Below are 11,759 nucleotides of genomic sequence, written 5' to 3' on the forward strand. Positions count from 1 at the left end.
AAAGAAAAAGCCTGCAATATGAAGCAGGCTTTCCGTATTAATTTGACATTATACTTTCTTTTTATAGATATAATGAGCGGCTAATTCGCCTTCGATAACCTTCCCATCCTGATCCAACTGAAAGAGCTGGTTTTCCCCCACCTTTAATTTTAAGTCACTGTCCTTCCCTTTCAGATGTATTACAGACCCATTGTCATGCCACATGATCCTGCCACTGTCTTCCGTCTTCAAATTTCTTTCCAGATAATCGCTGGTAATCTGGAAGCTTTCATCCTCGTTGATCACGATCCGGGTTTTTATCCCAGGACAATCGGCACAGGGCAGTGTCGCTTCATATGTTCCAGGCCAGTCGAGTGAATTTTGCGAGTTATGTGCTGATGCAGCCTGCGGCGCTACCGCAACGGTGTCTGTCGTCTTCGTACTATCTGTGGAAGTAGATCCGCCACAGGATATAAAAGACACGCAAACCATAACTAAACCAAGTAGTTTTTTCATAATTGCTTTTTCATTTCAACTGCAAATTGTTTGCCAGTAAACCGTTCAATCTTGGTTGCAAACAACGCGAGAGCAGCTATTCAGTACTCTCGTGTTTTTATTTTACTCTTCCCAGCGAATTTTTTCCTCAATCGGGGAGCGTGCCGGTTCGCGGGCTTCACTCTCATGATGTCCAAGGTAGAAGAGACCTATACATTTCTGATTGGCCTCAAGTCCTAAAAACTCTCCCAGGTGGTTGATAAGTCCTGGTGTTGCCCAATAACCACCGATTCCTATGGAATGCGCCGCAAGCCATAAGTTTTGAACGGCACAAGAAGTTGCAGCAAGCTCTTCCCACTCGGGAAGGTCTCCGGTATAATTGACCACGATAGCGATGGCTACATTTGCGGTTGTAGCTTTCTTGCCCATGTTGATCTCGGTTGCCTCCGAATATTTTTCCGCGGGTGTTATGTTTTTGTAGATGCGACTGAGTTCTGCACCTAAGCGGTTCAAACCTGCTTTTTGAAACACGACAAAGCGCCACGGCTGTGTGCGTTTGTGTGTAGGAGCGGCATTTGCGGCCTCTAGGATCGTTAAAAGATCTTCTTTGCTGATGTCCTGATCGGTAAAACTGTTTTGATTCACCGTTCTTCTATATTGTATAGCTTTTAATACGTCGTTTGTCATATGTTATATATTACTATTTACTTAAGTTTTTATGTGTAAAGATTTTACGAGCTTGCTACGCACGCTCTTCCCAAATACTGGCAATGTGCAATATGGTGCATACCGCCTTTTCCATGTCTTGACGGCTAACCCATTCCATTTTACCGTGAAATGCATGCCCACCAGCGAAAACATTGGGACAGGGTAGCCCCATAAATGATAGCCTCGAACCGTCTGTGCCACCCCTTATGCTGCGACGCTCCGCGGATAGACCGGCGCGCGTGATGGCTTCTAATCCTACATCCATAATTTCTGGATATTGATCCAGCACCTCTTTCATGTTTCTGTACTGTTCGTTAACCGTAAAATCATACGCTACGCCGGGGTACTTAGAAACTACACTTTCGACAATTGCGCGCAGCTCGTCCTCGTGTTTTTGTAGGTGAGCGGTAACGTGGTCCCTAATGATAAAATCGATTTCCGCCTTATCAACGCCACCCTGTATATGGTTAGGATGGACAAACCCTTCTTTTTTGGAAGTTGTTTCGGGCGACAAACGGTCTTTCGGCAAAGCCTGAATGATTTCCGAAGCTACCTTTATCGCACTCTGCATCTTACCCTTTGCAAAGCCAGGGTGTACCGAAACACCGTGAATGCGGATGCGTACAGCATCGGCAGAGAATGTTTCGTCTTCGATAGTACCAGCTTTCTCCCCATCCATAGTGTATCCAAAGTCGGCCCCCAGTTTATCTAGGTCTACATGGTTTACACCTTTCCCGATTTCTTCATCTGGCGTGAAGAGTATCTTGATGGTGCCGTGCTTAATTTCGGGGTTTGCCATCAGTAGACGAGCCGCATCCATAATCTCGGCGACGCCGGCTTTATCATCAGCACCCAGTAAAGTGTTGCCACTTGCGGTTATAATATCATTCCCGATCTGGTTGCTGAGATCCGGATGTTCATTAAACTTGATCAGTACAGAAGGATCATCGGGTAATGCCAGATCCTGTCCTTGGTAGTTTGCGTGAATAATCGGCTTCACATCCTTGCCTGAACAGTCGGGCGATGTGTCCACGTGCGAGCAAAAGCAAATTACCGGTACATCTTTATCTGTATTGGAAGGAATAGTTGCATATACATAGCCATACTCGTCTAGATGTGCGTCGGCTACACCGATTTTCAACAACTCCTCAACCAGCATACGGCTTAATTTTTTTTGCTTTTCCGTTGAGGGAAAGCTGGTAGAATTTGGATCAGATTCCGTATCTACCTGTACGTAGCGCATGAAGCGTTCTGCCACCTCAAAATCTTTTATTGCATTTATATTGAACGAACTCATGTTTATTTGTTTTTTGATCTTCCAAAAATAACAACTTCTGCATTCTCCATTGCTAGTATTGTACAACTTTGTTGAAGTGACGCATTGCTGCCCCGCGCATCCGTATCGAAATTTACCACGTCAACTCCGCCACGACTGGAAAATGATCGGAGGGAAACTTGTCTAGATAAGTATCTGTAAGGATTCCGTATTTGCGGACTTTAAATGGTTTTGTAATGAAGATATGGTCTATCCTTCCTTTTGGAGACAGGCTTTTCCCCCAGCCGTTAAATGTAGAATTTGGCTCGTATACGATTTGTGCTAAGTCATGTACATCTTGTACAATACCACTCTTCGCTAAGGTGAAATAAGCTTCATTATTCTCGTCGACATTGAAGTCTCCGGTCAGAATCAAAGGAAGATCTTTTGCAAATTCTTTTGCTTTAGCAAGAATCAGCTTGGCACTTTCACGACGAGCGGCAACGCCGACATGGTCAAAATGCGTATTCATAAAGATAAACTGCTTGCCACTCTCCTTATCTTTAAACACTCCCCAAGTACAAATGCGGGGTAAAACAGCATCCCAACCCTTATTTGGCTTTTCAGTGTCTGTGGCTGAAAGCCAGAAGGTACCACTTTTTATCACCGTAAAACGCTTCTCATTATAAAAAATCGCAGAATGCTCGCCTTCCTGCTTGCCATCATCTCTCCCTACCCCCACATAGTTGAAACCTGGCAACTGCTGTTTCATATCTTGCACCTGCGCATAAAAACCCTCTTGAATCCCGAAGATCTCAAACTCATGGTATTTGACCAAATTGGTTAAAGCTACTTTTCTGTCATCCCATAGATTTCCGGTATCAGAATTTGTCTTCATGCGGATATTAAAGGAAGCGACGTTCATCTCCTGTGCCTGTGCCCAAAGCAGAAAGACGGATAGAATTGCGGACAATATTGTACTTTTCATAGGATTAAATGTAGTGTTATAAAAAAAGAAACCTGCTTTTCTCAAGTCGAGGCAGGTTTCAAATAAATTTCAGGAATTGTTATTTACCCAGCAAGCTGTTCAAAGCTTCCGGTTCATCGGTGGAGATATAGTCAATTTTGTTTTCGATAAAATAACGCATATCATCTTCTTTGTTCACCGTCCACACATTGGTTTTCAATTTTAAATCTTTTGCATCCTTAATCCAGGTAGGATTTTTTTTATAGATGGAAAGATGATAATCGATACCACTTAATTTTGCGTCTTTGATTTCTTTTGGCGTTTTATCACCCGTCAGATAATGCACCATCGCCGACTTATCCAACGCTCTTAATTTTACACAAGCATCATAGCTAAAAGCGATGTATTCAACTGCTTTATCTGCTTTCAGCTTTTTTACCAAGGCGACAGATAACTCTGCAGACTTTAGTGTTCTTTCCGTACCCAGCTTATTCGTTTTTAACTCGAAAATAAGCTTTGTTCCCTTATGTTTCAGACCTTCTTTTAAATAAGCTTCCGCTGTAGGGATAGATTCTCCATTAGGATGCTTTTTTGTCAACAACTCATCATAGGTTGATGTCGCGATATCCAATCCGTAAAAATCGTTATCGTGGTTCACCACCAATACATCATCTTTCGTGATATGTACGTCAAATTCGCTTCCCCAGGCATTCAGCTTTACAGCCTCCTGTAGCGAAGCTAGCGAGTTTTGAGGCACCTTCGTGTTTTTCCAAGCGCCCCGGTGCGCAATCATCTGTGTCTGTGCAATGGATGCTAAGCTCATAGCCGAAAAAAGTGTTAATAGAACCAGTGATTTTTTCATTGTTACCTACTTTTATTAGTGTATATCCGTTTTTTTTTACAAAACGAAGATACCGAATTCAAGTTAACCTAATATTAAATCAACGCTCCCCATTCCATTCGCCATAGAATTGTTGCAGGAACAACTCCATAAAGTGATGGCGGCTGTCAGCAATTCTCTTTCCTGACGCGGTATTCATCTTATCTCGTAAAAGAAGTAGCTTCTCATAGAAATGATTGATGGTCGGCGCTTGGGTATTTTTATAAGACTCTTTTGTTAAATGTTCATCCACGGGAATGTGCGGATTGTATATTTCTCGATTTTTATACCCGCCGTAATTAAAGGCACGGGCTATGCCAATGGCGCCTATAGCGTCCAAACGATCGGCATCTTGCACCACCTCCAACTCTTTGGAATGAAATGTAACTTCACCGAAGGATGCTTTGAATGACATATGAAGAATAATATGTTGGACATGCTCCACAATATCGTTGTCGACCCCAATACCCGTCAGGAACTCCCCAGCAATACGCGGGCCGAGCTGCTCATCGCCATCGTGAAATTTGCTATCTGCGATATCATGCAGCAAGGCTGTTAGTTCACAAACCGTCCTGTCGGCAGACTCCGTTTCCAATAGCAGTTTCGTGTTATTCCACACCCGCTCAATGTGCCACCAATCATGCCCGGATTCCGCATGCTTCAAACGCTCTTTAACGAAGGTGACCGTCTGTTCGATAATGGAGTTCTGCATCGTATTAATTCTCCTTTGTTCCTTCGTATAGCTCGTACTGAAGCAATCTACAATCCAATTTACCATTGAAAAATTCAAATCGGCGTGATGCACGCAAGCCTATCTTCTTTGCTAAGTCTGGATTTCCAGTAAAGACATAGCCGCGATAGCCCTTGCATTCCTGCTTGAGAAAGTCGCCTACTCGCTTATACGTTTCTTCCAGTTTGCTATGTACACCTAAGCGTTCTCCATATTCTGGATTAAACATCACGACGCCATTCCCTTCAGGCACGGTAGTATCTGCAAAATCACCAACTTCAAAGGTGATCAGATGTTCGACACCAGCCGTCCGTGCATTTAATTTTGATATTTCAATGGCTTCGGCGGAGATATCGGAAGCGATGATCGGCGGAAGATTCGTTTTTTCGGTGATCTCTTTGATACGACGACGCTCCTCGAAAAACACAGCCTCGTCATAGCCGATGAAATGCATAAAGGAATAGTTCATGCGCTGTAAGCCCGGAACGCGGTTTTGGGCAAGCAGGGCAGCTTCGATAGCTAAGGTCCCCGAACCACACATCGGATTTACGAAAGGTGATTTTTTGTCCCAACCGGTGGCCAATATGGTCGATGTAGCAAGGGCCTCCAACATGGGCGCTTTGCCAGGATGCTTACGATAGCCGTGCTTGGCTAACGTTTCTCCTGAGGTGTCGATAAAAATCTCAGCCCTCTCTTCCATCCAGTGCAAATGGACGACACACTTGTGCATATCAGGACCACTATTCGGGCGCATACCTTTCTTATCTTTGATACGATCAACGATAGCATCTTTTACTTTTACATTGGCAAAAAGTGGCGTCGTAATTGTCTCATTATGCACGGTAGATGTTACAGTAAAATAACTATCAAAGGGGATAATTTCTTCCCAAGCGATCGAAAGCAAGTTCTGGTAAAGCTCGTTTGGATCCTTCGCACGGAACGACTTAATTTCGTAAAGAATTTGGCTGGCAACACGAAGATTCAGATTCAATCGAATACACTCATTTACAGAGGCTTTTATTTCTACGCCGGTATTAAAAGCACGGACGATAGTGAAGCCTAAATCCTTGACTTCCTGCTCCAAATACGGAGATAATCGTCGGTTGCAGGTTATAATTACCTTATTGGGGGTGTTGAAAACTTCCATCATATTTTTGCAAAGTTACTTATTCTGCTTAGCAAAAAATGCTTAATTTTACAGTTTAATACGTTTTGATATGGAAATAAGAGGAAAAGTTCACGAGATAGGCGCAACGCAACAGGTTACAGAATCTTTCAAAAAGAGAGATCTAATTGTTGCTTACGCAGAAAACCCACAATTTGTAGAATACATTCGTTTTGAATCTACTCAAGATCGTGTAAATATATTTGACAACTTAGCTATTGGCGATGAAATTGAGGTTTCATTCAATTTACGCGGCCGTCCTTGGACTAACAAAGATGGTGTTACCACCTATTTTAACTCACTTGTTGCATGGCGCGTCACAAAATTAGCTAATACTGCGCAAGCAGCTTCCGCACCGGGTTATGCTGATATGCCTCCAGTAGATATTACATCATCTGGAGCTGATGACGACGACTTGCCGTTCTAAGAAATAAGAAAACCTTGATGAAAGTCAAGGTTTTTTTTTGCTTTAATCGGAGAAGACAATTTCAATATATCCTTCTTTCCCTTTCCATTCCGGCCCCCTCCTTAAAAGATCAACAACGTTTTCTTGCATCGCAGCATCACTTACTTGTGGCCTTATATCATAGGCTTTCCCTGCCGCATCCACCTTAAAAAACACCGCTACGCGTTTTTCTTTGCTATCAACGTTGTGATTGTCGGCTACAAATTCCGAAAATGCTTCCCATCCGCCATTGGGGACAGCATCTGCTCCTGAAAGCGGGCGAACAACCACAGTGGAGTGTAGCTTATCATCCATCAACTCTACTTCCGTAACGGTATTTGCACCCCGCTTAGGCAGGTACCGCATGAGTACCAACGTGCATACGGTAATAAACATCACGGCGGCAACTAAACCTATTGCCAAACGCTGCCAACCGAAAAAATAACTGTTCTTCCGCTGGGCATTTGCCTGCAAGCGACGCTCCAGCCTTTGCTGCAATAAACTCAACGATTTGGCATCCACGCCGTTCTGCAATCTATAGCCGTCAATGGCATCCTGCAAAAATGGGTCGTCCAACGCTTCGCGTTCAAGTGCATGCATATCTTCCTTACTCATCAAACCATGGATATAGTTATGTATCCTTGATAATTGGTAATTATTTTCCATTTTTTCTACTCTCCATACATATTTTCAGGTTACGTTTCCCATTCTGAATATGGCTTTTCACCTGATTTAAATCGATTTTTAACTCTTCCGCGATATCTTTATAGCATTTCTGCTCGATATAAAACATCCGCACGCAAAGGCCCTGCTTTTCTTGAAGCGTAGCTAAACAAGATTGCATGCTATCGAAATCCTGATCCGTCCAACGTTCATCGCCCACTGTAGCACCCAGCTTTTGTTCCGATTCGAGCAGGTGATTTTCAATATCGACAAACGTGCGCGCCTTCCCCTTGCGTAATTCCATGAGGCAGTAATTGCGCGCATATACATATAGCCAACTCTTAAAGCTATCCACTTCATGAATACGCAATTTTTCAATTAATTGCTCGAAGATCTGCATCACAGCATCCTGACTTGCCTCTTGGTCTTGAAGGTACTTGTAGCACACACCATACAGCAACGACATATAGGGCGAATATAATTTGCCCAACGTTTCTACATCGCCTGTCCGCCTATAGTCATGTAACAACTCCTTCTCGTTCATACTATTTTTCTACACTAATAAGATGCTTCAATTTAACAAAATCCATACAAAATGTTTAAATACTTTGGATAAAACATATCAAAAACTCCTGAACTTACTGGAACAAACACAGGCAAGAAACAATGTAATCTAGAGGTTAACCAATGGTGCTGACTGCAAAGTCCAAACGAAGTTTCTTAAGCTGATGCACAATGTACACCACCCGTTTAGAAGAAATGCTAAATGATGGCCCAGCTACACCAGCACAAACTTTAGAAAGCCTTCTTAGTTCACTATTAATTGGAATTTATAGGAGATTTGATTGACGAAGATGGCACGAGAAATGTACAAGCCTGTCACGTAGTTGTAACAGGCTTTCCAAAAATATATAACGCCTTAAAAGGTATACCGATTCTCGTCGATTAGCTTTTTAGCAATACGCTGTCGTGCATCTTTCACATTAAAGGGTTCCGCTTTTGTAAATCGCCTTAATCCGACTAGCATCATTTTTAACTCATCGCCTTCACCGAATGAATACAAAGCTTCCTTTCCAGCTGCATGAATCTTATCAATTGCTCCATATAAATATACGCGCGCGATATCTGATGGCAGCTCAGCCGCTTCCGCTCCTACCGTGTGGTAAAGTTTTTCAGCTCTTAGCAGAACAGATTCCGCAATATATACGTAACCAATTATATCCGCAATGTTCATCAGGATCTCCTGTTCTTTTGACAAAGACATCATCAGTTTCTGTACTGCCGCTCCAGCGATCAGTAAACCTGCCTTCTTCAAATTAGCAATGATCTTTTTCTCTGCAGCGAAAGGGGCTTGCACCTCTTCCGCGAAATCAGGGATAGCCATAAGCTCGCCAGCGACAGCGGTAGCTGGCCCCATCAAATCTATCTCACCCTTCATAGCACGCTTCAACAGCATATCGACAATGAGCAAGCGATTGACCTCATTCGTGCCTTCAAAGATGCGGTTGATCCGTGAATCTCGATAAGCGCGCTCCATAGGCGCCTCTGCCGAGTAGCCCATACCTCCGTAAATCTGCACCCCTTCGTCCACCACGTAATCTAGCATTTCGGAGCACCAAACCTTGATAATTGCACACTCGATCGCAAATTGTTCTACCGATTTGAGCTTTGCTTTGGCTTCGTCCATCCCCGAAGCTACCAAAGCTTCGTAGGCATCATCAATATTTTGACCTGCACGATATGTTGCTGACTCGGTTGCATAGAGCCGGGTAGCCATCTCGGCAAGTTTATACCGTATAGCGCCAAATTTGGAAATAGGTAAATTAAACTGCGACCGCTCGTTAGCGTAACGGACCGCCTGCGTAATGATAGACCGGGAAGAGCCTATCGTTGCCGCGCCCAATTTAATGCGTCCGATATTGAGGATATTTACGGCTATTTTAAATCCGTTTTCGCGCTCGGAAAGCAGATTTTCTACCGGCACCGGGCAGTCATTGAAGAAAACTTGTCTGGTCGATGATCCTTTAATCCCCAGTTTATGCTCCTCGGGGTTCATATTGATGCCTCCAAAGTCTTTCTCCACGATAAACGCTGTTAGGTTTTTATCGTCATCAATCTTGGCAAACACAATAAAAATATCAGCAAAGCCGCCATTGGTGATCCACATCTTTTGACCATTGATCAAATAGTGGGTACCTTCCGCATTCAGCTTCGCAGATGTGCGCCCAGAATTGGCGTCAGAACCAGCATTGGGTTCTGTAAGGCAGTAGGAAGCCTTCCATTCTCCAGTCGTCAATTTAGGGATGTACTTTTGCTTTTGCTCGTCGTTTCCATAATACAGAATAGGCAATGTGCCTATACCCGTATGCGCGGAAAGTGCTACGGCAAAAGAATAGCCGCCACCCACAGCATCAGTGACCAGCATTGAGGTGTTGAAGTTTTTTCCAAAGCCGCCATATGCTTCCGGAATGGAAACACCAAGCATGCCCAGATCACCGGCCTTTTCCAACAAGTTCTGCATAAGGCCTTCTTCTTGGGAATCGATGCGATCTAATTTGTTTAAGACCTCAGTCTCCAAAAAATCTCGACAGGTTTGCCGAATCATCTTGGCTTCCTCATCAAATTCTTCCGGAATAAATACATCGGTATATGGAGTCTCACGAATAACGAACTCCCCTCCTTTTATTGCGTTGCTCATATCTCTTTATTTAGCTTTTTTATTCTCTCTTATTTTGTTACATGTTGGTACTACAGCATTTCGAAAATACCCGCAGCACCCTGCCCTGTTCCGACACACATGGTTACCATGCCATACTTTTCGTTTCTTCTTTTCAGATCATTTAAAAGTTGGACAGTAAGTTTTGCTCCTGTGCAGCCCAGCGGATGGCCTAATGCGATAGCACCGCCATTGATATTAATCTTCGATTCATCCAGTTGCAGCTCCCGAATCACGGCTAATGACTGCGACGCAAATGCTTCGTTCAATTCGATAAGATCGATGTCTTCTTTGCGCAGATTCGCCTGTGCTAGCGCTTTTGGAATAGCCGCTACAGGGCCAATCCCCATGATGCGTGGCGGAACGCCAGCAACGGCGTAGCTTACCAAACGTGCTATAGGGTCTACCTGCAATTGTTTCAACATCTTCTCGGATACCACCAACACAAAGGCCGCTCCGTCTGACGTTTGAGAAGAATTACCCGCCGTGACACAGCCATCGGCAGCGAATACCGGCCGCAATTTAGCTAGTGCCTCTGCAGATGAATCCGCACGTGGCCCCTCATCTTTGTCAACGATATAATCACGGGTTGCTATTTTATCATCTTTGATATAGGTTTCCTGTATTTTAATCGGCACAATTCCGGCCTGCAGGTGACCGTTTTGCTGGGCAGCAACGGCTTTTTGATGCGATTTTAGTGCAAAAGCGTCTTGGTCTTCGCGAGACACGTTAAAATCTTTCGCCACGGCCTCAGCTGTTAGGCCCATCCCCCAATACCAGTCTGGATGCTCTTTCGCAACGACCGGATTTGGAACGATCTTCCATCCCCCAAACGGCATTCCCGACATTACTTCCACACCGCCAGCAATAATGCAATCAGCCATACCCGATTTGATCTTCGCCACAGCAGTGGCGATAGTATCCAAACCAGAGGCACAATACCGGTTAACGGTTACACCAGGCACCTTATCCGTGTTTAAGCCCATCAGGGAAATTAACCTCCCGACGTTTAAACCCTGTTCGGCCTCTGGCATCGCATTGCCGACGATAACATCATCTATCTGCTCTACATCCAAATTTGGAATTGTAGTAACCATATGCTTTATAACATCTGCGGCCAAATCATCGGCACGCATAAAACGAAAAACTCCTCGCGGGGCCTTGCCCACCGCGGTACGATATCCTGCTATAATGTATGCTTCCATTTTTAATTAGTATTTAGTAGTGAGTATTGCGTATTGAGACAATGAACTCATCAGCTTTTTTAGTATTTAGTAGTGAGTATTGCCTATTGAGACAATGAACTCATCAGTTTTTTAGTATTTAGTATTGTGTAGTGCGTAATGCGCAATGCGATACGCTTTAGCTTATTTTTTTTAATGCTTTCATTAATTTAAATAGCATTTTTTGTATCTCGTCAACGCGATCTAACAAAGCGATCTTAGACGTATTATCTAGGTAGTTCAATCTATCAAGCAATTCAATTTGCGTTTGTAACTCATTGGCAGAACCATTGGCTATACCTAAAAATTGGATAAATTCACCTTCAGAATTTCGACCCGCGCCCTCCGCGATGTTTGAACAAATGGAAACTGCGCTTCTTCTTACCTGTGATAAAAGGCCGAAACGTTCCGATTGTGGCAGGTGATCCGTATACTTATACACATCTACCGTCAAATCCATCGCCTTTTGCCAAACTTTCAAATCTTGAAATTTATGCATATCGCTCTATTAATCCGCTTAACGCAATACTCAC

The 11,759-nt window shown here is 43.7% G+C and carries 13 protein-coding genes; 1 reads left to right on the forward strand and 12 read right to left on the reverse strand.

Features of this window, described 5'->3' with window-relative positions; genetic code table 11:
• Positions 1 to 48: 48 nt before the first annotated feature.
• From DI53_RS06380 to DI53_RS06410, 7 genes are all read right to left on the reverse strand, one after another.
• Positions 49 to 495 (reverse strand): copper resistance protein NlpE, encoded by a 447-nt coding sequence (locus tag DI53_RS06380; protein WP_037496865.1) that lies wholly within the window; start codon positions 493 to 495, stop codon positions 49 to 51.
• 102 nt (positions 496 to 597) lie between these two features.
• A complete protein-coding gene (locus DI53_RS06385) occupies positions 598 to 1,161 on the reverse strand; it encodes a nitroreductase family protein (protein WP_037496866.1) in 564 nt (187 codons plus the stop codon).
• A gap of 55 nt (positions 1,162 to 1,216) precedes the next feature.
• Positions 1,217 to 2,479 (reverse strand): peptidase T, encoded by a 1,263-nt coding sequence (gene pepT / locus DI53_RS06390; RefSeq protein WP_037496868.1) that lies wholly within the window; start codon positions 2,477 to 2,479, stop codon positions 1,217 to 1,219.
• A gap of 112 nt (positions 2,480 to 2,591) precedes the next feature.
• Positions 2,592 to 3,425 carry an endonuclease/exonuclease/phosphatase family protein gene (locus DI53_RS06395; protein ID WP_037496870.1) on the reverse strand — a complete coding sequence of 278 codons (834 nt, stop codon included), beginning with the start codon at positions 3,423 to 3,425 and terminating at the stop codon, positions 2,592 to 2,594.
• A 79-nt stretch (positions 3,426 to 3,504) separates the two neighbouring features.
• Positions 3,505 to 4,266: a glycerophosphodiester phosphodiesterase family protein gene (locus tag DI53_RS06400; RefSeq protein WP_037496872.1), complete on the reverse strand. Its 762-nt coding sequence runs from the start codon at positions 4,264 to 4,266 to the stop codon at positions 3,505 to 3,507.
• 79 nt (positions 4,267 to 4,345) lie between these two features.
• Positions 4,346 to 4,996 carry an HD domain-containing protein gene (locus tag DI53_RS06405; protein WP_037496875.1) on the reverse strand — a complete coding sequence of 217 codons (651 nt, stop codon included), beginning with the start codon at positions 4,994 to 4,996 and terminating at the stop codon, positions 4,346 to 4,348.
• Between the two features lie 4 nt (positions 4,997 to 5,000).
• Complete coding sequence (locus tag DI53_RS06410; protein ID WP_037497098.1) at positions 5,001 to 6,161, reverse strand: THUMP domain-containing class I SAM-dependent RNA methyltransferase; 1,161 nt, start codon at positions 6,159 to 6,161, stop codon at positions 5,001 to 5,003.
• Between the two features lie 70 nt (positions 6,162 to 6,231).
• Between DI53_RS06410 and DI53_RS06415 the strand changes: the two genes are divergently transcribed.
• Positions 6,232 to 6,606, forward strand: coding sequence for a DUF3127 domain-containing protein (locus DI53_RS06415; RefSeq protein ID WP_037496877.1), 375 nt, complete (start codon positions 6,232 to 6,234; stop codon positions 6,604 to 6,606).
• A gap of 42 nt (positions 6,607 to 6,648) precedes the next feature.
• On the opposite strand, the gene DI53_RS06420 is transcribed toward DI53_RS06415, so the two are convergent.
• From DI53_RS06420 to DI53_RS06440, 5 genes are all read right to left on the reverse strand, one after another.
• Positions 6,649 to 7,290, reverse strand: coding sequence for a hypothetical protein (locus tag DI53_RS06420; protein ID WP_037496880.1), 642 nt, complete (start codon positions 7,288 to 7,290; stop codon positions 6,649 to 6,651).
• Entirely contained in the window at positions 7,280 to 7,831 is a 552-nt protein-coding gene (locus DI53_RS06425; protein WP_037496884.1) for an RNA polymerase sigma factor, read from the reverse strand. The genes DI53_RS06420 and DI53_RS06425 overlap by 11 nt, the downstream gene beginning before the upstream one ends.
• Positions 7,832 to 8,206: 375 nt before the next feature.
• Positions 8,207 to 9,985, reverse strand: a complete 1,779-nt coding sequence (locus DI53_RS06430) for an acyl-CoA dehydrogenase family protein (RefSeq protein ID WP_037496886.1) — start codon at positions 9,983 to 9,985, stop codon at positions 8,207 to 8,209.
• Positions 9,986 to 10,035: 50 nt separating this feature from the next.
• Positions 10,036 to 11,208, reverse strand: coding sequence for an acetyl-CoA C-acyltransferase (locus DI53_RS06435; RefSeq protein ID WP_037496888.1), 1,173 nt, complete (start codon positions 11,206 to 11,208; stop codon positions 10,036 to 10,038).
• A gap of 157 nt (positions 11,209 to 11,365) precedes the next feature.
• Positions 11,366 to 11,725 carry a four helix bundle protein gene (locus DI53_RS06440; RefSeq protein ID WP_037496890.1) on the reverse strand — a complete coding sequence of 120 codons (360 nt, stop codon included), beginning with the start codon at positions 11,723 to 11,725 and terminating at the stop codon, positions 11,366 to 11,368.
• Between the last annotated feature and the right edge of the window lie 34 nt (positions 11,726 to 11,759).

Source organism: Sphingobacterium deserti (assembly GCF_000757725.1).
Taxonomy (GTDB): Bacteria; Bacteroidota; Bacteroidia; order Sphingobacteriales; family Sphingobacteriaceae; genus Sphingobacterium; species Sphingobacterium deserti.

Coding starts and splice junctions, on each gene's coding strand:
- DI53_RS06380 (WP_037496865.1), bottom strand. CDS start 495: ATGAAAAAACTACTTGGTTTAGTTATGGTTTGCGTGTCTTTTATATCC.
- DI53_RS06385 (WP_037496866.1), bottom strand. CDS start 1,161: ATGACAAACGACGTATTAAAAGCTATACAATATAGAAGAACGGTGAAT.
- pepT (WP_037496868.1), bottom strand. CDS start 2,479: ATGAGTTCGTTCAATATAAATGCAATAAAAGATTTTGAGGTGGCAGAA.
- DI53_RS06395 (WP_037496870.1), bottom strand. CDS start 3,425: ATGAAAAGTACAATATTGTCCGCAATTCTATCCGTCTTTCTGCTTTGG.
- DI53_RS06400 (WP_037496872.1), bottom strand. CDS start 4,266: ATGAAAAAATCACTGGTTCTATTAACACTTTTTTCGGCTATGAGCTTA.
- DI53_RS06405 (WP_037496875.1), bottom strand. CDS start 4,996: ATGCAGAACTCCATTATCGAACAGACGGTCACCTTCGTTAAAGAGCGT.
- DI53_RS06410 (WP_037497098.1), bottom strand. CDS start 6,161: ATGGAAGTTTTCAACACCCCCAATAAGGTAATTATAACCTGCAACCGA.
- DI53_RS06415 (WP_037496877.1), top strand. CDS start 6,232: ATGGAAATAAGAGGAAAAGTTCACGAGATAGGCGCAACGCAACAGGTT.
- DI53_RS06420 (WP_037496880.1), bottom strand. CDS start 7,290: ATGGAAAATAATTACCAATTATCAAGGATACATAACTATATCCATGGT.
- DI53_RS06425 (WP_037496884.1), bottom strand. CDS start 7,831: ATGAACGAGAAGGAGTTGTTACATGACTATAGGCGGACAGGCGATGTA.
- DI53_RS06430 (WP_037496886.1), bottom strand. CDS start 9,985: ATGAGCAACGCAATAAAAGGAGGGGAGTTCGTTATTCGTGAGACTCCA.
- DI53_RS06435 (WP_037496888.1), bottom strand. CDS start 11,208: ATGGAAGCATACATTATAGCAGGATATCGTACCGCGGTGGGCAAGGCC.
- DI53_RS06440 (WP_037496890.1), bottom strand. CDS start 11,725: ATGCATAAATTTCAAGATTTGAAAGTTTGGCAAAAGGCGATGGATTTG.